This is a genomic window from Microcoleus sp. T3_A4, assembly GCF_036700465.1.
Classification (GTDB): Bacteria; Cyanobacteriota; Cyanobacteriia; order Cyanobacteriales; family Microcoleaceae; genus Microcoleus.
Genome location: NZ_JAUBOY010000024.1, coordinates 45120 through 70216, shown reverse-complemented (window position 1 = coordinate 70216; position 25097 = coordinate 45120). Strand labels below are relative to the sequence as shown.

Below are 25097 nucleotides of genomic sequence, written 5' to 3'. Positions count from 1 at the left end.
AATTACGAACTCCCTGGCTGAGAAACCTTTTTTTTAAACTCTTGTTAATGGATTAAAAAAAGTTTTTTGGTTGATTTAAGAAACAGGTTGCTGTATCCAGTCATATATTAACTATTAGCTGTTATATATCAACAGCGAACAGCGAACAGCGAACAGTCAACAGTCAACACTCAACAGTCAAATAACAAACTTACAAAAAAGGCAAGAAAATCATGTCTGTTTTGATTGCAGTAGAACAACTAGAAAAAGTCTTTAATCTCTCAGATGGGGGGACATACATCGCCCTCAAAGGCATCGATCTAGAAATTAAAAAAGGCGAATTTATCTCCTTAATCGGACACTCCGGCTGCGGCAAATCTACGCTGCTCAATATGGTCGCAGGTTTGGATATGCCGACAGAAGGATTGGTGACAATTGAAGGGCAAAGAATCACCCAGCCAGGCCCCGATCGCATGGTAGTATTCCAAAACTATTCGCTGCTACCTTGGCGGACGGTCAGAGAAAATATTACCCTAGCCGTAGACTCGGTAATGAGCGGCTTACCCAAAGCCGAACGCCTCGAAATCATTCAAAAACACATCGATATGGTGGGCTTGACGCCCCACGCCGAGAAGCAACCCGCACTGCTATCAGGCGGACAAAAACAGCGGGTGGCGATCGCCCGTGCTCTGGCCCTGCGCCCCAAACTGTTACTCTTAGACGAACCCTTCGGCGCTTTGGATGCTTTGACTCGTGGCAACTTGCAAGAAAAGTTGATGGAAATTTGCCAAGAGTACGAAATTAGCGCCCTGATGGTAACGCACGATGTGGATGAGGCCGTGTTGCTGAGCGATCGCATTGTCATGCTCACCAACGGCCCAGAATCGAAGATTGGCGGGATTCTCGAAGTAGACATCCCCCGCCCCCGCAAACGGATGGAAGTCGTCTCACACCCTAGCTACTACGCTCTACGTAGCGAAATGATTTACTTCCTCAATCAGCAGAAGCGGGTCAAAAAACTGCGGGCGCGGAAAGTACCCGCGATCGCCCGCCACGGCCTAGAAAAAGTCAACCTCGAACTCGGCTTTATTCCGCTGGCAGCCTGTGCTCCCCTCGCTGTCGCCAAAGAAAAAGGCTTTTTTGCCAAGCACGGGCTCGATGAAGTCCACCTCGTGCGGGAAACAAGCTGGCGCGGCATCGTAGACGGCATCGCCGCAGGTTACTTAGACGCAGCCCAAATGCCCTCTGGGATGGCGATGTGGTTGAGCTTGGGGGGCCACCAAGAGCAGCCGATTCCGACGGTTACAGCCCTCACCATGAGCCGCAATGGTAACGGAATTACCCTCGCGAGGCGCTTTTACGACCAAGGGATCTATACTCTGGCAGACTTTAAAAAAATGCTCCAGAGAACGCCCGCGCAAACCCACCGTATGGGCATCGTTCACCCTTCTTCGATGCACAACCTGTTGCTGCGTTACTGGCTGGCTTCCGGTGGCATTGACCCGGATCGCGATGTGTTGCTGAAAAATATCCCACCAGCTCAAATGATCGTTGACTTGCAGGGCGGCACTATTGACGGTTTCTGCGTCGGCGAACCTTGGAACTTGCGGGCATCGATGGAAGGAGTCGGCTTTACAGTGGCTACAGATTTGGAACTGTGGCCCGGACACCCCGGCAAAATTCTCGGAGTTCGGGAAGACTGGGCAAATGCTTATCCCAACACTCACATTGCTCTAGTCAAAGCTTTGCTCGAAGCTTGTCACTACTGCGCCGATCCAAATCACGCCGCCGAGGTTTCGGAAATTGTCGCGGGAAGGGAGTACGTCGCTACTGATAAGAGTTACATCCAACTAGGCGACCCAAGCTCTGTTGCTTGCAACCTCGATACTCCGATGCGGGAATACGCCCACCACTTGTTTTCTGGAGATGGGGTGAATCGCCCAAGCCGCACCGAACAACTCTGGCACATGGTGCAGATGGCGCGCTGGGGCGATACTGTGTTCCCGCGCAACTGGGTGGAAATTCTGGAGCGGGTGGTGCGAGTCGGTGCGTTCAGCACGGCGGCGCGAGAGCTGGGGATGGCTGATATTACTTACACTCGCGGTTCTCTCAGCTTATTTGACGGCTCGGTGTTTAATGCTGACGATCCGATCGGCTATCTCAACAATCTGGCGATTAAACGCGATTTCACCATGGCGGAAGTTGTACTCGATTCCGGCCGCCGAGCTGCTTAGAGCGGTTTTTAGTTAGATAAAAACAGGGTAATTGCTAATTGTTAGTTGTTAGTTTTTAAGTGCTAATTGCTAGTGAGCAATTCCCTCTTCATGACCTCCGTTATATCCGTTACATCCGTTACATCCGTTACATAATCCGTTGCCGAACTTTCCTCGCAAATCACCCAATCACAATTTCCTAAACTCATGCTCAACACCACTAAAAACCAGACGAACACCAAAACTCAAATCCAGCCGGGAAAAGGCCGCCGCCAACCTTTTTTGGTGATGGACAATGTTTATAAAGTATACCCAAACGGTTACAGGGCTTTAGAAAACGTCAATCTGAATGTAGCTGAGGGAGAGTTTATTACTCTGATTGGACACTCGGGCTGTGGCAAATCAACACTGTTAAATATGGTGTCGGGTTTTAGCCATCCGAGCCAGGGCACCGTGTCGATTAACGGAGAGCGGATTACGAAGCCGGGCCCCGATCGCATGGTGGTGTTTCAGGGTTATGCTTTACTACCTTGGCGCACGGTGTTTGAAAATGTTTATCTGGCGGTTAATGCTGTATTTCCTGAGAAGTCGAAGGTGGAAAAAAATGCGATCGTCAAAGAGCATTTGGCGATGGTGGGATTGACAGAAGCTGCTGAGAAAAGACCGCCACAAATTTCGGGGGGGATGAAGCAGCGGGTTTCGATTGCCCGCGCTTTGGCAATTCGCCCAAAAGTGCTGATTTTAGACGAACCTTTTGGTGCTCTGGACGCAATTACTAAGGAGGAATTGCAAGAAGAGTTGCTGAAAATCTGGAACGATCACCGCTGTACGGTGTTGATGATTACTCACGATATTGATGAAGCGCTGTTTTTGGCAGATCGACTGGTGATGATGACTAACGGCCCGTCGGCGACAATTGGCGAAGTTTTGGAGATTCCTTTTCCGCGTCCGCGCGATCGGGTTCAAATGATGGAAGATCCGGAATACTACAATTTGCGGAACTACGCCCTAGATTTCCTGTTCCGTCGTTTTGCACACGATCACGATGCCTAATCAGTTGGGAAATCCAAGTTAAAGAGGAGAATTCTCGAACAAGTTTAATTCTTGTGCGGAGTAGGGATTAGGCATCCTGCCGGCCCAAGAGGAGCTTTTTTTGCAGAAGTCTATTGAAAAGTTTAAGCCCCAGTGTTCCCCGATGTCCGGGGCACATCGCTGCGGGCGCAATTTTCCCGATCCGGTTGGGTAAACTGAAGCTTAATGGTGGACGAGAAGTTTTTTCGGACGTTCGGATCTTTTTCCGATATTTTACGTCTACCAGCGAAGAGACCCGATTGCCTAGCTGTCGGTAAGCTGGCATGAACTGAGCCCACCTTCGATTCGAGGGTGGGCTTCTTCTTCATGTTATTAAAAGTTTTTGGGCGATCGGTGGTTGGTGCATTCCACCCTGGGAACTGGCACACTGCGGGAACGTTTATCGGTGTTTCATGGGTTAAGGCTGTTGTCAATATAAAGGTTTTCAGTTGAGTGAACTACAGATGCTCGGCTAGGGAAACGGCTGAGCCTAAGTCCGGCGCGGGGTTCTGTGACTTTTAACAATGGGTATAAGAGTGATGATTGTAGCAAGACTTTTTTAAATTTGTATTACTCAGGTTTGTACGGAAAACTCCTCTGGGTCAATATCCCAATTTACCCAGCGAATTGCTTCTTTAGCTGATTCTATATCAGGCGGCACTCGCAACGCATGAATAAATCCCGTACTCGGACAAGTCATTTTTAACAAATAAACTGGCTTTGGATTACCCACCTGATCAAAATCATCCTCAAACTCGATGCTTAATAAAGTGTATTCCTGCCAACTATCTAATTCTGTCACCTCTAAGTCTTGACAAATGCGATCGTAAGTAATTCCCTGAATTAACGCGCGCCGAACTTCCGCATTCTGTTCCTTCAACACCCACTTAGACTGCCACTGGTGGGGGTGCAGCCTACCGTACCATTCGGGCAAAATCACCCCGTGATAGGCGTAAATCGAAACACCGTCGGCAAATTGTACCGCTGGTGTTCCTTCGGCGTGCAAGCGGTGGTTGCTGTCTGCAAAAAGTGCGATCGGCTTGGAGCAGACAATGCAAACTTTGTCATAGGGATAAATCCAGCCGCAATCCCGGACAATCGATTGAAAAACAATCCAATTTTTGGCGTAGGAATGAGGTAAATTTAGAACGGAAATGCAGAAATCCAACAAACTCCCATAAGCAGCCCACAACTCTGGTTGAATGCAATTACTGAGGTGTTTTCCTAATGTTGGCCGGATTTCTCCACTCCGCTCATCGATCACCTGTTGCGGTGGCAATTGGCTTGATATTTCGCCAGCTAAATAATTTCGCTCCGGCTCCCACAATTGCGTTTTCAGTTGAGTATAAAGTCGTTGTTCCAGTTGAGTTGGCAGTTGGTTTTGCAGTTCGGTTTCTAGTTGGCTTCCCAAATAACCCCGCAGTTGTTTTTCTAGCGGGCTGCGAAGTTTTGTCTCGAATTGGCTCCGCAGTTGGCTCCTGGGATTGTCAAATCGACTGACGATTAGATCCGCAGCTTCGTAGGGGCGATCGACAAAAATGATTTCCGGTGCTTTGAGGCCGATCGCACTGTAAGCCGATTTAACTGTTTCCGCAGCTTGCGATCGATTTATCGGGCCAGTGGAAAGCGATATCGCTCTCCACTTTTCCCGATAAACTGGAATCAAAGCTGCTTGTTCTGGCGTCAGTTTTTTAACCTTAGTCTGTGACATACCTCCAACCTTGGGGCTCATATTCCCGCTGAATTCGCACCATCCAATTACCTTCGGGAATTGCGATCGCATGGTGTTCTTCGTGACTCAATAAAGCTGTCGGTGAAAGCACCCGCAAGTACAGAGTGCCGTCTTTTTCGTAAAGTTCAGCTTGTCCCTCAATAATCTGGTGAGAATGTCCGGTGACTTCACCTTCGGCGAGAGTGAGGTGAGGTTTTTTTTCTCCTTCGATTTTCGGTACGGGAGTGAGAATTACGTCGCCTTGTCGGATGGGTTTCATAGGTTTTTCTAAATTTTGTTTACTGGTGTCGATCGATCGAGCTTTTCTACCGTAACTCAATACTACATTGGTAATACACGGGAGTCAAGATCCACAAACCACATTCCATAACTCTTTGCTGCAGTGACAGGCGTTATCTTGGATCGTGAAAGTCGCCTGGGTGAGGGCGGGTTTATAGATATTGTCGATGTGAATGAAAGATTGTTGGTGAAACCCGCCACTACAAATATTGTGGTTAATTTATCGAATCAGTTATTACTTGACATATTTGGCATTGCAACCTATTAACCTCGTCTGTGTGGACGAGAGAAGCAAAAAGTTGTTCGTATTGGCTGGATATGACGAGGAAATTGAGATTGAAATTGCTCCAAATGGGGAGGTAGTTTAATGACCAAAGTAGATTATACTGCAATGTCAGATGGAGAATTGAAGCGTTATTTTCTTGAGAATTGCGGGAATAAAGCTGCACTACAAGCCTACTTAGACAGGCGGCAAAAGCGGTATACTTCAATCATCAAAAAAATGGAGATTCGGATTTCGATACTAAGATTGAGGCAGCCATTCGCCAGCAAATGCAAGAATATAAAGGTTAGTCTTCAGTCCGCGCACTTGGACGAAAGTTTGTGTAGGATAGGTTTCAACTACCGACTCTTATCAACTAGGTTTCTAACTTGCCCTAAATTTCAAGTGGGCACCCAAAAATCCTCATAATCGACATCCTAATTCACCCAGCGAATCGCTCCCCTTGCAGATTGCATCTCAGGTGGAACCAGCAAAGCATGAATGAATCCGGTACTCGGGCAAGTCATTTTTAACAAGTAGATTGCCTCTTTTTCAGGAACATCATCATCAGGATCGAAATTAGCAGGCTCGATGCCATCAATATCAGCATCAATTCTTAGCAGGGTGTATTCTTGCCAGCAATCTAATTCTGTGGCTTGCAATTCTTGGCAAATTCTGGCTTAACCAATTCCCTGAATTAACACTCGCCTTAATTCGGCATTTTCTTCTTCTAAAATCCAGGTAGATTCCCACTGATTGGGGTGGATTTGTCCGTATTTTTCGGGCAAGGTGACGCCGTGGTAGGAGTAGAGTTTGTAGCCGTCGCTAAATTCGATCGCGCTTTCTCCTTCTGCGTGTGGCCGATGTTCGCTGTCGAGGGAGAGTTTTAAAGGGCGATCGCACACATAGCAAACCTTGTCAAACGCAAAAATCCAGCCACATTCCACTAAAAGCTGCTTCAAGCATTCAAAAGCTTTTTGTGCATCTGGGTTGAGAACAATTCTAAGTACAGAGACACAAAAGTCAGCCACACAGATTTTATCCCACAGGGATGCCCGATTAACGATCGACGTTGAGTTGTCTCTACAATAGTCCCAAAAATCACGTTGCAATTCTTGTGTGAGCTGTCGCTCCCATGCTATTAATTGTGGCAAATACGAACTACTATATCTTATTAAGTCAAAAGGCCTATATGCCGATTCTAGCTGTTCGTAAATAAGCTGGAAAAAAGCGGTTTTTGGCTGTGGTCGCTCACTTGTTAGTGCGAAATAATACACGCACAAAAAAAATATATACCTAAACGGCAGACAGGCTGGTTCTAGCTGTTTGTAAATACGCCGAAAAAAATCATTTTTATTAGTGGGAGATTTCAATTTGTTTAACTGTATTATGGCAGAGTGGGGACTCGAACAAAAAATAATTTTTGGGCAATTCTTGCCGAGAGCTGTGTAGGCAAATTCGATCGCGGCTGCGGCACGAGTGCGATCAACTCGCTCTGTGGAATTGGCGATAGCTTTCCACAGATATTGGAGGGGTGTTAGGTCTGATAAAAGATTGTTAGGCAGAGACAGCTTTTTCAAATCGCTCAGAGAGTGCAGGGGGGTGAGGTCTGATATTTGATTGTTGTCCAGATTCAGCTCTATCAAATTGGTCAGAGATTGTAGGAGTGTGAGGTCTGATATTTGATTGTTGTCCAGATTCAGATATTTCAAACTGGTTAGAGATTGCAGGGGTTTGAGGTCTGATATTTGATTGTTTACCAGATTCAGATTATTCAAATTGGTCACAGATTGCAGGGGTTTGAGGTCTGATATTTGATTGTGGGACAGATTCAGATTAGTCAAATTTGTGACCAGAGACTTCAGCGGTGTTAAGTTTGATATTTGATTGTTGTCCAGATTCAGATATGTCAAAATCGTCAGAGATTTCAGTGGCGTTAGGTCTGATATTTGATTGTTGTCCAGATTCAGATTAATCAAACAAGTCAGAGATTTCAGGGGTGTTAGGTCTGATATTTGATTGTGGGACAGATTCAGATTAGTCAAACAGGTCAGAGATTTCAGGGGTGTTAGATTTACTATTTGATTGTGGAACAAGTTCAGATATTTCAAACTGGTTAGAGAGTGCAGGGGTGTCAGGTCTGATATTTGATTGTTGTCCAGATTCAGCTCTATCAAATTGGTCAGAGATTGCAGGGGTGTTAGGTCTGATATTTGATTGTTGCCCAGATTCAGATTAGTCAAATTGGTCAGAGATTGCAAGGGTGTTAGGTCTGATATCTGATTGTTTTCCAGATTCAGATCGGTCAAATTTGACAGTATTTCTTCTAATTTATAAAAGCCAGACTTTCGTGCTGTTAACAACAGCACCTTAACTGTATGCTTCGCTTCTTGTGAAAGGCTGCCAAAGTGCAAGCGCCAGTCAGAAGTGGTCGTAGGGTTTGGTTTTTCAGAGGACATAGGGCAATAACCTCCTAGAAAAGTTGCTAAAATCTGATGTCGGTATCTACCTTAAATAACATATCTCTGGCGTTTCGGGGATTATGCCAGCGATCGCACGCACTTATTAACCACCCGATCGCGATCGCCAGTATTGCAATTTGTAACTCGGACTGCAGGCGATGTCGCACTCACAAGACACTTTTCATCTAATCTCCCGAAATGCCTCGCCTCCATTCTTTAACCGCTTCCACCCTTGAAGCAATCAGCAGACAGCGAGACAATAAATTAATATCTAAATCAGGCAATATTTCGCTTTGGTCAATTTGTTCATATCCGTGCGATCGCAAATGATACAGGCCAAATACTCCCTCCTGCCAAAACCAAACTTCGGGGAGTCCCAAGGCTTGGTAACGATGCAACTTGCTTTCGTTGCCGCTAGTAAATACAACTTCGATCGAGAGGTCTGCCATGCCTCCCGATGCTGTGCCAATTAAGTAAGATTGGTCTGCTTCTGCCGAGGCTTTTCCTTCTTTTTCCTGGGTAGAACTTCCTGTGGGAGTAAAAGCGATTTCTTTTTCTACAAAATACGTACCCAGCAACAGGGCGATGACACCGCTGAAGACTTCATGTTCTTGCGAAACTGCCAAGATTCCTACCTCACCTTTGAAATAAAAAAGTCGGAGGCCGGGGGAGTCAGAAAACCCCTGCTCGATTAGCTTGAATTGTTGCCAATCAATCCCGGAGTTAGGGGCTGGTCTTTTGGTTTGTCTAAGGTTGCTGTCATGGCACGACCTCCTTTAACTATATTTATAGCAATTTAAATTCACCCAATTTTGCCAGCACATTGGTATGGTGCGTCTGACACAAAAAAATTGTTTAAATCGAAACGATAGATTTCTGACGCACCATACAAGTGGATTTAACTATTATATTATCCTTGAAATGTGGCAACCGAAACCCGATCGCGCCCTGCTTCTTTCGCCCGATAAAGCGACTCATCGGCCATCGCAATTAGCTCCCCCGGCTGCGACTTCGCCCCCGGAATGCAGCAAGCTACACCCAAACTCAGCGTCACATATTCGCTGACAGCAGACTTAGCGTGAGCTATGTGCAAACCCCGCACCTGTTGTGCGATCATTTCAGCTACGGAAGTGGCACCTTCAATATCCGTATTCGGCAAAACTACTACAAATTCTTCTCCACCGTAACGCGCTACTAAATCTGCCGCTCGCTTTACCGAATGCTGGATCACCCCCGCCACTTGCCGCAAACATTCATCCCCCGCTTGGTGACCATAAGTGTCGTTGTAAAGTTTGAAATAATCAATGTCGCACATAATTAAAGACAGCGGTGCTTCTTCCCTAGCCAAACGCCGCCATTCCGTATTGAGGTATTCATTAAAAGAGTGGCGGTTTCTTACCTCAGTCAAACTGTCGTAATTTGCCAAATACTGCAAGGCTCGATTCACTGTTTCTAACTGCTGTTTCTGCTGCTGCAACTGACGGTTGAGCTCCGCCAACTGCTGTTCGGCTGAGTGCGATCGCAACAAATTTCTCACCCTCGCCAGCAATTCCCTCTCGTCAAAAGGTTTTGAAATATAATCGTCAGCACCCGCATCCAAACTTTCGATCCGAGCGTCCATCCCCGATCGCGCTGTCAAAAAGATTACCGGAGTAGATTTCAATTCTGGCGTGTTCCGAATCTCCTTGAGCAAATCCAGTCCGTTTTGTCTTGGCATGATTTGGTCGCTCACAATCAAATTTGGCTGCAAACTTTTGGCTTTTTCTAAACCTTCAACGCCGTCCATCGCCACAGCGACTCGATAGTACGGAGTTAATAAAGTTTGGAGGTAAGCCAGCAGAAAATTGTTGTCTTCTACTACCAGCAACAACGGTAATTCTCTACTGTCACTTGTTAATTGTTCCAGATAATTTTTGTCGTCAAAACTGTTAGGTTCCGGCAGCGTGGTCTGGGGTGTGGCCGCCCGGATATTTCCCGAACCCCACTCTCCGGAGCCGAATCCAGTCAGTCCAGCCAATTGGGCGATCGCACTCACCAACTGATTCGCTTCCACCGGCTTCGACAAATGCCTCTGAAACCCCGCCTCCAGCGCTTCGGCCGAATCTTCTTCCTCAATGCCTCCCGTCAGCGCCACGGCCGGCAGCAGTTCCCTGTGCTCGGACATTTCCATTGCTCTGATGCGGCGGATTAAATCGCCGCCGTCGGCTCCCGATACCGTCATATCGCTGACCAACACGTCGGGGCGGGACTGTTGCAACTCCGCCATCGCTTCGGCGGCGCTACCCACCGCTGTTACCTTGGCTCCAAATGCTTCGAGGCCAGTTTTGAGAAATTGCCGGATCTCGGCGCTACTTTCCACCACCAGGACTTGCTTTCCCGCTAGGGGTTTGGAAACCGATCCGGGTCTGCTTTCCCTTTGGGCAATCGCAGCAGTGTGATCGTCGGGTGCATTTTTGTTGGCAATCGGTAGCAGCACCCCAAAGGTCGCCCCCTGACCGATACCGGAACTCGAAGCCCAAACACTTCCCCCGTGCAGTTCCACCAACTGCTGCACAATTGAGAGCCCCAGCCCCAGCCGATTTTGTTCCTTGGTCTGGAAGTTGTCTGCGGGGCGGAAGTAGTCAAAGATGTGCGGCAGAAATTTCGGATCGATGCCGCAACCGCTGTCGCTGACCTGAATCAAGACGCCTGACTCAGTAGGCTCGATTCGCACTTGAATTGGGTATGGTGTCGCTTCTGGGGTGAATTTTATGGCGTTTGCAAGGAGGTTCCAGACTACTTGCTGCAAGCGTTCTGCATCTGCCAAAACATAGGTGATGGCGGGGTCGAAATGTTTTTCTACGCGGAGGTTTTTGGCATCGGCGGCGGGACGGAGGGTGTCAATCGCAGATTCTATGATAGACGGGAGGTGAACTTGGCCGATGTTCAGGCACATTTTCCCTCGCAGCAACCGCGAGAGGTCGAGGAGATTGTCTATTTGCCTGTTTTGTAATTTGGCGTTGCGCTCGATGATTTCCAAAGCGTGGCTGGTGGTGGCTTCGTTTAAATTGCGCGATCGAGCTAGCTGTGCCCATCCCAAAATCGCACTCAGGGGCGATCGCAGTTCGTGGGAGGCGATCGCCAGAAATTCGTCTTTTGCCCGGTTGGCTTCGGCTTGGGCTGCTTCAACGGCTTTGCGATCAGTGATGTCGAATCCGATCGCCAAATACTGACAGGGTTTTCCCTTACAGTCCAACAGTGGAACTACTGCTGCGTACACCCAATAATCACTTCCATTCTTGGCTTTATTCTGAATGTCTCCTTGCCAAATTTCACCTTTGGCAACTGTTGATAGCAGATTTTTGATGATTTCCGAAGATTTATATTCCGAATGGAGGATGCCGAAGTGGCAGCCGATTAGTTCGGCTTGCGAATAGTTGGTGATTGAGCAAACTCGTTCGCTGACATAGTTGATAATTCCTCGCGCGTCCGTCCTCACCGCAAGTGTCGCTCGGTCGATCGCTCTTTTAAAATCTAAACATTCTTGTAGCGACCAATCTAGTTCTTTTGTCGTAGAAATTTGACCGAGCCGATCGGACGCGTTTTGTTGCTGGCGATCGGGCTTATCCTTACTCCGTTGTTGGATTTCCATTGCTTCTATTTTCCCCTGACGGCTGACACCTAATCTACTCGCATCCTGATTCATTATCACAATTTTCTTTCCCGCACCGGCGGGTGTAATATTTTGTATCTCTTCATCTTCCTGAAAAATTGGCAGGCACCACATCCACTCGGGAGTCACCTTAATTTTTGTTTATAGTTGGCTAAAGTTTGTCAATCTGAGGACTGATTTTTTCATGTCTAGCCGATCGTCGGCTGGTGGCTCATTCCTTTTTATCTGGTATCTTTTATATTTTACTAAGGGGAATCACTGAGAATTTTATGGTGTGGATCACACACCGACAGTTGCATTCTTGTTTGAAACGGGTATCATAACCGTCAACTTTTTGCTCACAATTACTCCTAGTATCTGGCACAAAGTCTCGTCTTCGGCAGGCTTTCGCGTCTGTGGCATTCTGCCTCATCTGCACTGAATGAGATATATGTGCATGACTAGACAGTTCCCAAATCAGGGGCGGGTTTGGGCGCACAAAGTCCCTATCTGGCGATCGTCCGTAACTTCTTTTAAATTATTTTCTTCAACATCTTGACAGGTCTGTATATTTTTTGTATTATAAAATGTAATATGCCTTCAGAGAAGAGAACCGGCTAACTGCCTTGACGCACTCAACTATTAACAATTTGAGGAAAATCGTCTGTGAATTTAGACGCTGTACGCGAGCAATTTGAACAAAGAGCCTTTGATTATGACGGCTTAATTCCCCGCATCATTCCGCGCTATGGCGAGCAACACGATGTAATATTGCAGTTAATCCCTTCTGAAACTAATGGTAACATAAAAGTTCTGGATTTAGGTGCGGGAACTGGCATACTGTCGGCTATGATTCTGCAAGCATTTCCTCAAGCAAAAGTCCTAGCCTTTGATATGGCCCAAAATATGCTGAAAACTTGCCAAACAAACTTGTCTGCTTTCCGAGAACGGCTGACCTTGCAGCAAGGAAACTTTGCCGAAGATGATTTCGGCAGCGGTTACGATTTGGTAGTTTCAGGCTTGGCAATCCACCACCTCGACAGCGCAGGTAAACAACAGCTATTTCACAAACTTTTTCACTCCATGAATCTAGGGGGAATCTTGCTAATTCGAGATATTGTGACAGGTGCTACTCCCCGGCTGACTGAGCAATACGAACAGTTGTGGCGGCAGTACATGAAAGCTAACGGAGAAGACGATGCAGCATGGTTTCAAAAATATCGAGAAGAAGATATTCCCTCCTCTGTTGAAGAGCAGACAAAGTGGCTTGCAGAAGCTGGTTTTGCCGACGTAGGATGTCACTGGCGCTATCTAAATTTTGCTGTTTTTGGCGGAGTTATCCCAAGGTAGAAGGCATTCGACAGAATGCAGAGTTTTTTGATAATTATCAAAAGCTCGTGAAAAGTCGCACACTGAAAAGTTTTTCATTCCCGGACGCAGCACCTAATTTTTTAGGTTCTTAAGGGCAACTTTACCACTATAATTCGCGCGTAAAACCATTCATTTTTTGCGATATGAATAAGTTTCAACAAACCTGTAGAGGCGGGTTCACTCAAGCGCTCTCTGGCAGTGCCAACAGATTCAATAAACCCGCCCCCAGCCCACAATATAACCCGCTAGTGACATTTGGCAAAATGTGATTTAAAAGCTCAATAAATAAAGTAAAATCATGAGCGATTCTCGCTTAGTCAAAATTAGCAAATACCTGAGCAGACATCTGCGCCACGCGCCAGGGCGCATCGGCGTTGAACTCGATCCAGGTGGCTGGCTTCCTGTTAGCGAACTCCTCGATGCCTGCCAAAAAAATAAATTTCCTGTTCAGCTTGCAGAACTCAAAAAAGTAGTCGCGGAAAACGACAAGCAGCGCTTTTCATTTGACTCCACAGGCACTCTAATTCGTGCTAGTCAAGGACACAGCGTAGAGGTTGACTTGCGGTTAGAACCCAGTGTTCCCCCGGATATTTTATATCACGGAACAGGTAGCACAGCCGTCGAGTCTATTTTCAGTCAAGGAATTAGGAAAATGTCGCGGCATCATGTTCATTTGTCCGTGAATATCCAGACGGCGCGCCAAGTAGGTGCAAGACATGGCATCCCGGCAGTCTTTACTGTAGATGCCGCAGCAATGCAACGCGACGGTCATACATTTTACTGCTCGGCAAACAAAGTTTGGCTAGTAGATTTTGTGCCGCCCGCTTATCTCAAAATAAGTTGATAATTTTCACTTTTTTTGTAGAATCTGTACCACAAAAAATGTAAAATAAGAGTAAGTAGGAGTTTGGCAAAATGAGTGCGGAAGATATGGGCGATCGCGAAAACAATTTTAATCAAAACAATTCTCCAAATAGAGGTCTGCTAGGCTCTGGTTGGCGACCTTTTTACCGTCAACTGGATTGGGAACACCTGGTACATTTAGCGTCTAGCGATCCCTTAGAACTAGCTCAAAAAACTTTAGGGGTAGCTAGCGACCTTGCCGACGCAATGGGACGACACCAATATACTTGGTGGGCAAATATGTTAAATGTATTTTCGGAAAATACTCGCTACGAAATAGATGATTTTTGGGATTACATTACTCCGCAGCCAGTTTACCCGGATTACCGCTACAAAGACGTTTTAGTTACCGAAACGCCTGTGGTGCAATTGGTCAGCCGCGCTAGCATTCCCATCGACTACGTTCTCAACAAACTCCAAGAGATTACTGTTTTCAAAGTTCTGGATTTGCTAGGGAAACCGGATGCAATTACCCAGTCTTTTATGGAGCGACATTTTTCTTATCCCCCAGAGCGGTTTGTTAGCTGGGAACGCTTGGAAGTTTTGGGTACTGTTTATGCTTCTTGGGCTCGATTCGGCTGCTGGCTACAAATTGACAGCTACGACAGGGGAAGACGCTGCTACACTCTAATTTGCCAAGATATTGCGCCTCTCGTTAGCAAGGCAACTTACAATTTAGCGGTGATTCTGGGCGGGTACAAAAGCCGCGTCGGACAGGTTCACAGCCAGTTCCCAATTCGCACGTTTTCTGCAGAGGTTCAAAGTTTTACCGATACAGTTCAGCAGGCAATTTTGGATCAAAATCAGTTGGCTGTTTTGGTTAGTGGCGAACCGGGCACGGGCAAAACTGCTTGGACGCAAGCGGTAGCAAAGGAAATTTTAGTGCCGCTGGGTTATGTGATTTTTATCTTAGACCACGATGCTGTGGAAAATTTTGTGCCGCCGAGTTATTTAGAGCGGATTTGTATTATTATCAACGAGGCTGATAATTTGGCTCAAGATCGATCGACTGCCGAGGCCCAACGCACTAACAAAACTGAACATATTTTGAGTTTGCTGGATGGAACTTTGTATCAAAGCGTCATCGACGAACACGGCATTCAATTTCAGCAAAAACTCGTAGTTTTGATGACTTGCAACACGACTGAAAGATTAGATCCTGCAATGTTACGGAAAGGGAGAGTGGATTTTACCAGTGAATTTACGCACAAATTTGTTTGAGCGCTCTCTTGCATTCTCAAGCTATCTGGCGATCGCACTGGCTACACGATCTCATACCATGTTCGATGTGGGATTTGCATTTAAAGAATTGGGAATGACTGAGGAAGCTCATGGTTTGGCTCACGGGCCTACAGTTGCATTCTTTTGGGAACTTGTCTAAAATACCCAACAATCACTAGGAAATCTTCTGACTCTCAAAGTGTGGGGGAAAATTTCTTGAGTACCTATAGACCCATTGGTGTCACCAATCGTCTAAAACCCTTTGCCTCTCTCGTTTTTTGCCTAGTGTCGCTGCCATGTTGCGCCCCGGAATAGTCGGGGCAGGCAAGAGATATCTCCAGTCCCCTCCGACTATTCCGGGGGCGCCGACGTGATCTATGCCTAATGGTCAAACACCAGCAGGGCACTAGCTTTAGCCTTAAGTTGATAGCAATGCCTATAGACATATCCCCATCAAAAATGATATCAATGATGGGTGATACCCTCTAAGGGTATTGTCCGAGAGAGCAAATCAGGGGAAAACAGCATTTTTGGTCTCAAACAGAGTTTTTCAAACTTGACAGCTATGGAGGAAATCCCAAACCGTGCAAACTAAGCCAGTTCAGCAAAAAAGTCAGGGACTGGGAAGGTACGTTGACGGGAATGTCCCTATCGCCCAACAACCCGCAGAGGCAGCAGTGTCGGAGAGTAAAGAGCGATTTCGGCGGTTTGTGGAGCGCTCCGCCGAAGCCGTGGCAATGGTAGATTGTGAAATGCGCTATCTGTCGGTTTCCCGTCGCTGGGAAACAGATTGCGGGTGGGGCGACGGCGAGGCGATCGGCCGCTCTCATTGGGAACTGTTCCCGAATCTCCCGGAATATTGGGAGCAAAATGCCCAGGCTTGTTTGACGGGAGTTTTGGAATATAGCGAGTTTGTGGCAGGGCGATCGATCGCATCTGTATCAGGAAAAACCGCAAGCGGCTCTGTCAGCGAGTCGGTAAGATGGGTATTTCAGCCTTGGAAAAATAACGAAGGTGCGATCGGCGGTTTGATTTTGTTTGCATCTAAGATAGGTGAGGCTCCCGCTCAAACCAATTGCTCTAATAAATTTCAGTCCGAGGTCAAATGCAAGCAGTTAGAAACAATACCACAACTAACTCAAATTGCCCTCGAAAATGCTGCTGATACAATCTTTTTTAGTACCTCAGACGGTCAAATTTGCTACGCGAACAAAGCCGCTTGCCATCTTTTTGGCTACTCGGAATCGGAACTGCTAAACATGAGGGTTAGCGACATCGATTCGCAGTTGCCAGCATCGGATTGGCGAGAACACTGGGATCAACTCAAGCAGCAAACCAACCTCACTTTTGAAACCAGTTACAAAACCAAAGACGGCGCCCGTTTTTCCGTCGAAGTTAAAGTCAATTATTTAGAATACGGCGGCTGCGAATACCGCTGCGCGATCGCCCGCGACATTTCCGCTCGCCTCGCAGCAGAATCAGCGCTCGTAGAGGCAAAAGAGCAACTTCAAGCCGTTTTGGACGCGGTGCCGGGATTAGTTTCTTGGGTAAGTTCCGATTTGCGCTACTTGGGAGTAAACCGACATTTAGCTAGCGCTTACAAAATGCCAGCCGAACTATTTTTCGGTCAAAAAGTAGGTTTTTTAGATACAAGTCCCAAATTTAACGATTTAGTATACGATTTCTTTGCTAACCATAAAAAGAAAACATCTCAAGAAGTAACAGCGAGCATCAGAGGAGAAAATAAAACTTATCTAATTGTCGCTCAAAAATACCATAACAATACGGCGGCGGTATTTGTGGGATTGGATATTACAGAAAGCAAACAGTCTCTTTTAGCTTTGCAAGAATCCGAAGAACGCCTGCGACAACAAGCGGCTAAATTAGAGCAGACGCTGTTAATTTTGCAGCGAACTCAAACTCAACTGATTCAAACAGAAAAGATGTCCTCTCTGGGGCAGTTGGTAGCAGGAATAGCGCACGAAATCAACAATCCAGTTAGTTTTATTTCCGGTAATGTCAGCCATGCTACTGGCTACATTCAAGAACTGCTGCGAACGATAGACTTTTACCAAAAGTATTATCCGCATCCCGTGCCGGAAATTCAAGATTTGATGGAAGAATTAGACTTAGACTTCATCAAAAAAGACTTGCCAAAACTGCTAAATTCAATGAAAGTCGGTTCTGAAAGGATTCGCGATGTGGTGCGATCGCTCCGCTTGTTCTCGCGTACCGACGAAGCTCAAATGAAGCCTGCTGATATCCACGAAGGTTTGGACAGCACTTTGCTGATCTTGCAAAATCGCCTGCAAGCTAAAGGGGGACGGCCGGGGATTTCTCTAGTTAAAGAGTACGGGGATTTGCCGCGAGTTCACTGCTATGCGGGACACTTAAACCAAGTGTTCATGCACTTGTTGACAAATGCGATCGACGCTTTGGAAGAAGGGGGGAGAAATGCCGAAAAGTATGGTAAAATTCAAAATCAGTCTTACTTGTCTTCAGGCAGGTCGAGAGCTGAAGTATTCAATCCCGAAATTCGGATTCGGACTTCTGTGGTAGGGGAAAACGAAGTTGCGATCGCCATTAGTGACAACGGCCCTGGCATGACTGAAGAAGTCCTCGACTGCATCTTTGACCCTTTGTTTACTACTAAATGTCCAGACACGAGCACTGGTTTGGGTCTAGCCATATCCCAGCATTTAGTAGTAGAAAAGCACGGCGGTAAGTTGCACTGTGTTTCGCGTCCGGGAGAGGGAACTGAGTTGATAATTAAAATTGCTATCGGCAACGATTAATTAGCTCTTTACAAATAGGAAATAATATGGTAATTGAGTGGCTCAAATTTAAAGTACCTCAAGAAAAGTGGGAGCAGTTTATTCAGCGAGATCAGGAAGTTTGGACTGAGGGACTAAAAAATTGGGACGGTTTTTTAGGCAAAGAAATTTGGGTAGATCCGGTGGAAAATGAGGTGGTGATGTTGATTCGCTGGGAAACTAGGGAGAAGTGGAAGTCGGTTCCGCAAAGCACAATAGATGAGTTGGATGCCCAAATGGGCGATTTGCAAATTGCGATCGCCGAAAGTCGCGAATATCAAGTTCGCAAGTTTTTGCATTAGTTAGTCAGCAGTCATCAGTCATCAGCCATTAGTCATCAGCCATTAGTCAGCATTTAGGAGCTTAAGGATTGTGGGATTCTCTACCGGCAGTTCCAGAGTCAATGTGCTTGTTTTTTCACCGACTTTTGGAGTGCTTATCAGAGAGTGTTTCCAAAAAAGAGACACCAATCAGTAGTCAAGGAAAGTGGGCAAACTTCCTATATAGAAAGATTTAACAATAAGATGAGACAAAGAATATCTCGTTTAGTCAAAAAAACTCTTTCCTTTTATAAAAAAATCTCCAATCATATTGGAGCAATCTGGTCTTTTATTCATGAGTATAACGCCTGTTTATTTATAGAGTGAAAGCCTTGTTTTTCATGACTATGCAGGACTACCCACTTCCGAACTATAAAAACAAGTTATCTCATTGTTGGCGACAGAAAACCAACCTGTCAACTGCGCCAAATTGCTACAAAACGGACAACTATTATCATCAGATTTGCTAAACGCATTGCAATCTCTATGGCGGTGCTTGATAGAAAAACAGGAAAGTCTTTACACTTTGCCACCTGTACTGAAGCAGTATATCAAAGGATTGTAACTGATATCTTGGACGATTCTCAATCAGTCTTTTACGGGCGGGCAGGATGCCCACCCACAAAAAAATTAATTATTTGTGGGTGGGCATCTTGCCTGTTTTTGAGAATAGTACAAGATGTGAGTTGTAACCCAAATCCCAAATCCCAAATCCCAAATCCAACTGTGCTATCATAGAATACAAAACTTATTGAGTCGAATTATATGACCACAATAACTACAGTCACAACAGCCTCAAAACTCGCTGATTACTACATCTGGTTCGCGAATGACGTAGGTTCCTATCTCAGCAACCACAAGCTACAAAAACTATTGTACTACGCCCAAGCATGGTATTTAGCTTTTGAAGATAAACCGCTTTTTGATGAAGATTTTGAAGCTTGGGTGCACGGGCCGACTATCCCGGCTTTATTTTATGAATACAAAAAACAATTTGACTGGAAGCCAATTCTCAAAGAAGTCGAAAAACCCGAGTTTCCAGAAGAAGTACAAGAGTTTTTAGACGAGTTATCCGATGATTACTTCTTTCGGGATGCCTATGAGTTAGAATTGATGGTGCGACGCGAAGATCCTTGGATTAATGCTAGAGGTGAGTTGCCAAGAGATGAACCTTCTCATGCTACTATTACGAAGGAATCAATGAGAAAGTTTTACAAAACCCGTGTCATCGAAGAAGCATAAAAAAAGACAAGATACAGAGATTCGCAGTCAACCATCTTCGGCAAGGAGAGAGGTTGTCAATATCCAAATCCCAGAAGGAATTAGTTTTTCCTTCCGGTACTATCAGGATGATAAAGAGAAATTCTCCATTGGTGGTAGAGATGCTAAGTATCTAGCGTCTTTACTGAGAAGGCTGCGCGATTTGTCACAATTGAAAGCTCAAGAAATTATTAATAGCCAGAGTAAAAGCCTGCGCTGTCATGGAATAGTATGGCTAGATACAACTGAGCCTAATGGCTTCGGGATTCCCAATGAAGCTGCGCTAGTAAATGTTCCCTACCAGTTCCAAATATCTGCTAATGAATACGGCAGGGTGCATGGATTTTTTAGTGAAAATGTTTTTTATATTGTCTGGTTAGACCCAGACCACAATCTTTATAGTTGAAATTATAGCCGAAGGAAGAACGAAGAAGGAAGAAGGAGAATGCAATCCAAACAAATGATCTCGTGCTTAAGATTCGAGATTTCTTCAAGAAGTTGGGAATTTCAAACAGTCTGGGACTCACTCCGACTAAAGAAACCGGGTTGTTTACCGATTATGCGGACTGCGACGAACTATTATCTTAAAAAAAACGGTTTCTCCAACCTATGCGTCTAGGACTAATTTTAAGAAAATTTTGCATAGAGAGCTGAAAGAAAATTAACGCTTAAAAAGCCTACTGCGAGTACGAGAATGATAAAGATTGCGATACTGAAAATAGACTTTAGCCGATCGCCCATTCCGGGTTTTTCTGAGTTCATTGGTCAATTTTGGCAGTAAACTTGATCCGGGCAATTGAGAAAGAGTAAATTATACCAATGCGCGAACAAAAAGGCAACTCCAGACAAGCTCCAAATCCCGAGCTCCATCCGTAGGTCGCATTTTTTTAACTTTTAATCTCAAATCTAAAATCTAAAATCGTCTTAGGCATTGTTCGGTTAGCCTGGGCAGCTATTGTCGATCGCCCGAACCCGATGACCCTAACTCCTGTAAAATAGAGGGCGCGTTGGGGCGAACCTTTTAACAGCCGGAATTGGGCGCGATCGCCACAGGCTCCCAAATACATAATAATATGGCAGTCATCCTTAACTTACTCACAAAGGTAAAAATAGAAGAGTGCCAAGAAATAATCTAAAACATATAACTGAAAAAAGGATAGAAATCGATGCTCCACCCAATCTCGCAACCTTACCAACAACGAGTAAATACTATGACCCAAAGAGCCGTGCGGAAGCCAAAACCCTCTGTTGCAAACCACTTGAGACCAAGTTTTCCTCAAAGACACTGGCTGGAGATGGCAGAGTACGCCTCTCTGGCGGCCTCTGGTGTGGGTTCCCTGGCGGTGGCAGTGTCGGGTCAAGCTTTTTACGGGGTGGCTCCCCTAACTTTGGCTTTGTCGCTGAATGTTGCTAACCGGTATCGGTTCGAGCAGCAAGTGCGGGTGCATCAAAATTCGGAAATGGCCCAAGTCCAAAAGTCTGTTAATAAAGTCGAAAAAACGGCGGTGACGGTAATTGTTAAATTACGCAAGCAGTTGTCTGCAGATATTGCAGCGCTGCGCCAGCAAATGGCTGCCATGCCTAGGGCTGAGGGCTTTGAGGAGTCAATGGACATCCACCGGCAGTTGGTGAGTTTAGGAGAGTCTGTAGCTTCTTTGCAAGAAATCGTGGCCTCTGCTGTGCTCGATGTCCGCCAGCAGGTGAGCGCACAACTGCAAGATTTATCGGTTGGCCAACGGGCGAATCTCCAAGCTGTGGAACAGGCTATAGAGCAACTGCAAAGTGCGACGCAAGGCTTGGCAGAAACTTCTATCACCAGAGACGACTGGGAAGTAGTAAATACTCGATTTTTGGAAATCCAGAAAGTCATGGCCAATTTGCAAAGCCAACTGCAAGCTCCCGCACAGCAATCGACTGCGGATTTGTCTATTGTCCAAGCTCAAATCCACCGTTTGGAACACGAGCAGCAAGAAGTTGTCAAACCTCACCTCAAGCGCTTAATCTCAGTTGTCAAGGAGTTGCAGCACACACCAGAGAATCGTCAGTAGTCATTAGTCAGCAGTCATTAGTCATCAGTCAGAAGGAAGATTTTTAGACTCAGACATTCTGCGACTCACGCCCGATCGAGTCCAAATTTTTCGACAATTGTGTTACAAAATGAAAAGCTAATCTGTCTAGTTCACCTGTTTTCAACCTGTTACAAGAAAAATCAATGACTGCAACCGTAACTATTGCTGATAACCCGTTACTAATCGGTCAAGGATTGCCTCCATTTGACGCGATCAAACCAGAACACGTAGTCCCCGCTGTTACCCAACTGCTGACCGAACTAGAAGCCTCGCTAGCTGACTTAGAATCGTCTGTAGAACCGACTTGGAGCGGCTTAGTAGAACCATTGCAGCGACTCGGAGAGCGTTTAAATTGGAGCTGGAGCATTGTCGGACATTTGATGGGTGTGAAAAATAGCCCGGAACTGCGATTGGCTCACGAAACAGTGCAGCCGGAAGTAGTAAAATTTTGGAGCAAGCTCAGTCAAAGCAAACCGCTTTATGAAGCTTTTAAAGCACTGCGGGCTAGTGAAAATTGGGACAGCTTAGAGTCAGCTCAAAAGCGAATTGTCGAAGCCGCTCTCCGAGACGCCCAACTCTCCGGCGTCGGTTTAGAAGGCGAGCAAAAAGAGCGTTTTAATGCCATTCAATTAGAATTGGCCGAAATTACTACCCAATTTTCTAATCACGTCCTCGACGCTACCAAAGCATTCAGCATCACCCTCACAAACAAAGACGAAATTGACGGTTTGCCGCCGAGTTTGTTGAGTTTAGCAGCTCAAGCCGCTCGCAGCGCTGGCGAAGAAAATGCGGATGCCGAAAACGGCCCTTGGCGGATTACTTTAGACTTTCCGAGTTACGGCCCTTTCATGCAGCACAGCACCCGCGGCGACTTGCGCGAAAAGTTGTACAAAGCTTTTATCGGCAGAGCAAGTAGCGGAGAATTGAATAACTGGCCGTTGACCGATCGCATTTTAGCTTTGCGCCAGGAAAAAGCTGCTTTGCTCGGGTTTAGCAGTTATGCCGAATTGAGCTTGGCGAGCAAAATGGCTCCCGACGTGACAGCAGTGGAAGCTTTGTTAGAAGAATTGCGTCAGGCTAGTTATGATGCTGCTGTCAAAGATTTAGAAGAATTGAAAGCTTTTGCTGCCGAAAAAGGCGCGGCGGAAGCTGGGGATTTGAAGCACTGGGATGTGGGTTTTTGGTCGGAACGGCGCAGGGAAGAAAAGTTTGCTTTTAGTGCCGAAGAATTGCGCCCTTACTTTGCTTTGCCACAGGTATTAGAGGGGTTATTTGGATTAGTCAAGCGGCTGTTCGGCGTGACAGTAACTGCGGCGGACGGTCAAACTCCTGTGTGGCACAAAGATGTGCGCTATTTCCAAATAAATGACGAAGAAGGAAATACGATCGCCAATTTCTATTTAGACCCCTACAGCCGCCCCGAGGAAAAGCGCGGCGGTGCTTGGATGGACGAGTGCGTGGTGCGCGCTAAATTTGTGGAAGCGGGAAAAACAACCACGCGGTTGCCGGTGGCTTATTTGGTGTGCAACCAAAGTCCTCCTGTTGACGGCAAACCGAGTTTAATGACTTTCTTGGAAGTCGAAACTTTGTTTCACGAATTCGGTCACGGTTTGCAGCATATGCTGACAACGGTAGACTATCCGGGGGCTTCGGGCATCAATAATGTTGAGTGGGATGCAGTGGAATTGCCCAGTCAATTTATGGAAAATTGGTGTTACGATCGCGCGACTTTGTTCGGGATGGCAAAGCATTACGAAACCGGGGAAACTTTGCCGGAACACTACTACCAAAAACTGTTAGCAGCGCGCCACTACATGAGTGGCACCGTCATGCTCAGGCAAGTACATTTTAGCAGCGTTGACATTGAATTGCACCACCGCTATCGATCGGGCGGCAGCGAAACTGTGGCAGATGTCCGCAACCGCATCGCTAAAACTACCACTGTTTTGCCTCCTCTGGAAGAAGACGCATTTTTGTGCGCTTTCGGACACATTTTTGCGGGTGGCTATGCGGCGGGGTATTACAGTTATAAATGGGCGGAAGTGCTCAGCGCTGATGCTTTTGCGGCGTTTGAGGAAGCGGGTTTGGAAGATGAAAGTGCGATCGCATCTACAGGCAAGCGCTTCCGAGATACAGTGTTAGGATTGGGCGGCAGTTTGCACCCGATGGAAGTGTTTAAAACTTTCCGGGGACGCGAACCGAGCACTAAAGCTTTGTTGAGACACAGCGGTTTAGTTGCAGCTTAATTTAAGTGTGGAATAACTGGGGATTAATGCGGGTGAATTTATCGGCATTAATCCCTATTTTTTGTTGAATAATATTTATACATCTCCTGTATGTGTAGGGTGCGGTGTGGATGAAGTCTTACCGCTATAATTTATATCAAATCAGGTAGCATCGGAATTATTTATCTCTCCGTTCTCTGACTCTGTGTCCTCTGCGGTTTAATCATTCCAATTCAACCGGAATTCATCTCATGGTAAAACCCCTTTCTGCCTAACTTTTGCTGAATTCAAAATGTTTGTAGTAAAAACTAAAGTGCTCAGATTTTTATACTAATTCCCACAATTATTGCTACATATAATCCTGCGACCATCTGTAGGGAAACGGCAGTGCCGTTTCCGGCGCGAGACTCTGCAAGTTTTCAGATTTGTTATAAAATTGATAATTGTAGCCACACTTTTTTATTGGTATTAATAAAACTCAAATTTTCACTACAAACCCATTTTATTGTAGAACATCATGCAATAAAAATCTGTAGTTTGGCACATCATCCCCCATCTTTTGGTAAAAAATCGGGCAAAAAGTGCGTTTGCGAAGCCCTCGAAGAGGATCGCCAGCGGCTTTTAGTTGAGCTTGGAAAGCTCATAAAACCAGCATTTGCGAATATTTACTGTTATTGATCACTGATTATACTTAAGTTTCCCTCTCCCGGAAATAAAGTTTATATTTCGCAACATTTATCGGCTTTGGTCTTGATACAGGTAATGCTTTTATTAGCAACTAAAAATCGAGGAGTTTACCGAATCTTTAAGATAGAGCGGCAACAGCGAGTCTTTTTTAAATTTTTGATAAAGAACCGGGGACTCGGCGTCAAAAGGGTAAAAATTTTAGGTAGAAACTAAAAAACTTAGTTGGGATTAATTTGAGGATTGTCATAAAAAATCTTTGTATATTATATGATCAAAAGTAAGGATTGATAGTTAGCCGTTCACCCATAGATTAAGATTTTCATGGATATTCAATTAATTAATATCGGTTTTGGTAACATTGTGTCTGCTAATCGAGTGATTGCCATTGTCAGTCCAGAGTCAGCGCCAATTAAGCGGATTATTACTGATGCGCGGGAGCGGGGACAACTGGTTGACGCAACTTACGGCCGTCGCACGAGAGCAGTAATTATTACAGATTCGAGTCACGTCATCCTCTCGGCGATTCAGCCGGAAACGGTTGCTAATCGTTTTGTGGTGAGCAAAGACGGTCAAGGTCGGGATGATTGAGGTTTGTCAGT

23 protein-coding genes and 1 pseudogene are annotated in these 25097 nt (G+C 45.9%); 17 read left to right on the top strand and 7 right to left on the bottom strand.

From position 1 onward, the window contains the following. The first annotated feature begins 212 nt into the window (after nucleotides 1–212). Nucleotides 213–2213: a nitrate ABC transporter ATP-binding protein gene (locus tag QUA07_RS15200; RefSeq protein WP_333326441.1), complete on the top strand. Its 2001-nt coding sequence runs from the start codon at nucleotides 213–215 to the stop codon at nucleotides 2211–2213. Nucleotides 2214–2275: 62 nt separating this feature from the next. Here QUA07_RS15200 and QUA07_RS15195 read toward each other — a convergent pair whose 3' ends face one another. After that, nucleotides 2276–2401 (bottom strand): hypothetical protein, encoded by a 126-nt coding sequence (locus QUA07_RS15195; RefSeq protein WP_333326439.1) that lies wholly within the window; start codon nucleotides 2399–2401, stop codon nucleotides 2276–2278. On the opposite strand from QUA07_RS15195, the gene QUA07_RS15190 reads away from it, so the two are divergent. Further along, nucleotides 2400–3245, top strand: a complete 846-nt coding sequence (locus QUA07_RS15190) for a nitrate ABC transporter ATP-binding protein (RefSeq protein ID WP_333082180.1) — start codon at nucleotides 2400–2402, stop codon at nucleotides 3243–3245. The genes QUA07_RS15195 and QUA07_RS15190 overlap by 2 nt on opposite strands. Nucleotides 3246–3837: 592 nt before the next feature. On the opposite strand, the gene QUA07_RS15185 is transcribed toward QUA07_RS15190, so the two are convergent. Continuing rightward, nucleotides 3838–4974, bottom strand: a complete 1137-nt coding sequence (locus tag QUA07_RS15185; protein WP_333326437.1) for a DUF6745 domain-containing protein — start codon at nucleotides 4972–4974, stop codon at nucleotides 3838–3840. Continuing rightward, nucleotides 4961–5314 (bottom strand): hypothetical protein, encoded by a 354-nt coding sequence (locus QUA07_RS15180; protein ID WP_445305892.1) that lies wholly within the window; start codon nucleotides 5312–5314, stop codon nucleotides 4961–4963. The genes QUA07_RS15185 and QUA07_RS15180 overlap by 14 nt, the downstream gene beginning before the upstream one ends. A gap of 63 nt (nucleotides 5315–5377) precedes the next feature. Between QUA07_RS15180 and QUA07_RS15175 the strand changes: the two genes are divergently transcribed. From QUA07_RS15175 to QUA07_RS30040, 3 genes are read left to right on the top strand one after another with little or no spacing between them, the layout of a single operon-like run. Further along, nucleotides 5378–5542 carry a hypothetical protein gene (locus tag QUA07_RS15175; RefSeq protein WP_333326435.1) on the top strand — a complete coding sequence of 55 codons (165 nt, stop codon included), beginning with the start codon at nucleotides 5378–5380 and terminating at the stop codon, nucleotides 5540–5542. 10 nt (nucleotides 5543–5552) lie between these two features. Then, nucleotides 5553–5642, top strand: a complete 90-nt coding sequence (locus QUA07_RS30045) for a DUF6888 family protein (RefSeq protein WP_445305891.1) — start codon at nucleotides 5553–5555, stop codon at nucleotides 5640–5642. Continuing rightward, the gene (locus tag QUA07_RS30040) at nucleotides 5642–5965 is read left to right on the top strand and encodes a DUF6887 family protein (RefSeq protein WP_445305890.1); all 324 of its coding nucleotides are present in this window, start codon (nucleotides 5642–5644) and stop codon (nucleotides 5963–5965) included. Before QUA07_RS30045 ends, QUA07_RS30040 begins: the two co-directional genes overlap by 1 nt. Before the next feature lie 8 nt (nucleotides 5966–5973). On the opposite strand, the gene QUA07_RS15170 is transcribed toward QUA07_RS30040, so the two are convergent. The 4 genes from QUA07_RS15170 to QUA07_RS15155 form a co-directional block, all read right to left on the bottom strand. Next, on the bottom strand, nucleotides 5974–6198 hold the full coding sequence (locus QUA07_RS15170; protein ID WP_333326433.1) for a hypothetical protein: 225 nt from the start codon (nucleotides 6196–6198) through the stop codon (nucleotides 5974–5976). Between the two features lie 18 nt (nucleotides 6199–6216). Further along, nucleotides 6217–7995, bottom strand: coding sequence for a leucine-rich repeat domain-containing protein (locus QUA07_RS15165; protein ID WP_333326431.1), 1779 nt, complete (start codon nucleotides 7993–7995; stop codon nucleotides 6217–6219). A gap of 188 nt (nucleotides 7996–8183) precedes the next feature. Then, nucleotides 8184–8690, bottom strand: a complete 507-nt coding sequence (locus QUA07_RS15160) for a Uma2 family endonuclease (RefSeq protein ID WP_333326505.1) — start codon at nucleotides 8688–8690, stop codon at nucleotides 8184–8186. A gap of 218 nt (nucleotides 8691–8908) precedes the next feature. Then, nucleotides 8909–11779: a diguanylate cyclase gene (locus QUA07_RS15155; RefSeq protein WP_333326429.1), complete on the bottom strand. Its 2871-nt coding sequence runs from the start codon at nucleotides 11777–11779 to the stop codon at nucleotides 8909–8911. A gap of 516 nt (nucleotides 11780–12295) precedes the next feature. Between QUA07_RS15155 and QUA07_RS15150 the strand changes: the two genes are divergently transcribed. The 12 genes and pseudogenes from QUA07_RS15150 (at nucleotide 12296) to remA (ending at nucleotide 25086) form a co-directional block, all read left to right on the top strand. After that, nucleotides 12296–12979 (top strand): methyltransferase domain-containing protein, encoded by a 684-nt coding sequence (locus QUA07_RS15150; RefSeq protein WP_333326428.1) that lies wholly within the window; start codon nucleotides 12296–12298, stop codon nucleotides 12977–12979. Nucleotides 12980–13298: 319 nt separating this feature from the next. After that, on the top strand, nucleotides 13299–13844 hold the full coding sequence (locus QUA07_RS15145) for an RNA 2'-phosphotransferase (protein WP_333326426.1): 546 nt from the start codon (nucleotides 13299–13301) through the stop codon (nucleotides 13842–13844). A gap of 71 nt (nucleotides 13845–13915) precedes the next feature. Continuing rightward, nucleotides 13916–15124, top strand: a complete 1209-nt coding sequence (locus QUA07_RS15140; protein ID WP_333326424.1) for an AAA family ATPase — start codon at nucleotides 13916–13918, stop codon at nucleotides 15122–15124. Then, the gene (locus QUA07_RS15135; RefSeq protein WP_333326422.1) at nucleotides 15099–15284 is read left to right on the top strand and encodes a hypothetical protein; all 186 of its coding nucleotides are present in this window, start codon (nucleotides 15099–15101) and stop codon (nucleotides 15282–15284) included. Before QUA07_RS15140 ends, QUA07_RS15135 begins: the two co-directional genes overlap by 26 nt. Nucleotides 15285–15708: 424 nt before the next feature. Further along, nucleotides 15709–17919: a PAS domain S-box protein gene (locus QUA07_RS15130; RefSeq protein ID WP_333326420.1), complete on the top strand. Its 2211-nt coding sequence runs from the start codon at nucleotides 15709–15711 to the stop codon at nucleotides 17917–17919. 26 nt (nucleotides 17920–17945) lie between these two features. Next, the gene (locus QUA07_RS15125) at nucleotides 17946–18239 is read left to right on the top strand and encodes a TIGR03792 family protein (protein WP_333326418.1); all 294 of its coding nucleotides are present in this window, start codon (nucleotides 17946–17948) and stop codon (nucleotides 18237–18239) included. Between the two features lie 68 nt (nucleotides 18240–18307). After that, nucleotides 18308–18584 (top strand): annotated as a pseudogene (locus tag QUA07_RS15120) (IS1 family transposase); the annotation flags it as partial. Nucleotides 18585–19022: 438 nt separating this feature from the next. Continuing rightward, nucleotides 19023–19499, top strand: a complete 477-nt coding sequence (locus tag QUA07_RS15115) for a type II toxin-antitoxin system antitoxin SocA domain-containing protein (RefSeq protein ID WP_333326416.1) — start codon at nucleotides 19023–19025, stop codon at nucleotides 19497–19499. Next, nucleotides 19480–19923, top strand: coding sequence for a hypothetical protein (locus tag QUA07_RS15110; RefSeq protein ID WP_333326414.1), 444 nt, complete (start codon nucleotides 19480–19482; stop codon nucleotides 19921–19923). The genes QUA07_RS15115 and QUA07_RS15110 overlap by 20 nt, the downstream gene beginning before the upstream one ends. Nucleotides 19924–20728: 805 nt before the next feature. Beyond that, complete coding sequence (locus QUA07_RS15105) at nucleotides 20729–21565, top strand: hypothetical protein (protein ID WP_333326412.1); 837 nt, start codon at nucleotides 20729–20731, stop codon at nucleotides 21563–21565. A 164-nt stretch (nucleotides 21566–21729) separates the two neighbouring features. Further along, nucleotides 21730–23832 (top strand): M3 family metallopeptidase, encoded by a 2103-nt coding sequence (locus QUA07_RS15100; RefSeq protein WP_333326411.1) that lies wholly within the window; start codon nucleotides 21730–21732, stop codon nucleotides 23830–23832. 987 nt (nucleotides 23833–24819) lie between these two features. Then, on the top strand, nucleotides 24820–25086 hold the full coding sequence (gene remA, locus QUA07_RS15095) for an extracellular matrix/biofilm regulator RemA (RefSeq protein WP_333046047.1): 267 nt from the start codon (nucleotides 24820–24822) through the stop codon (nucleotides 25084–25086). The last annotated feature ends 11 nt before the right edge of the window (nucleotides 25087–25097 follow it).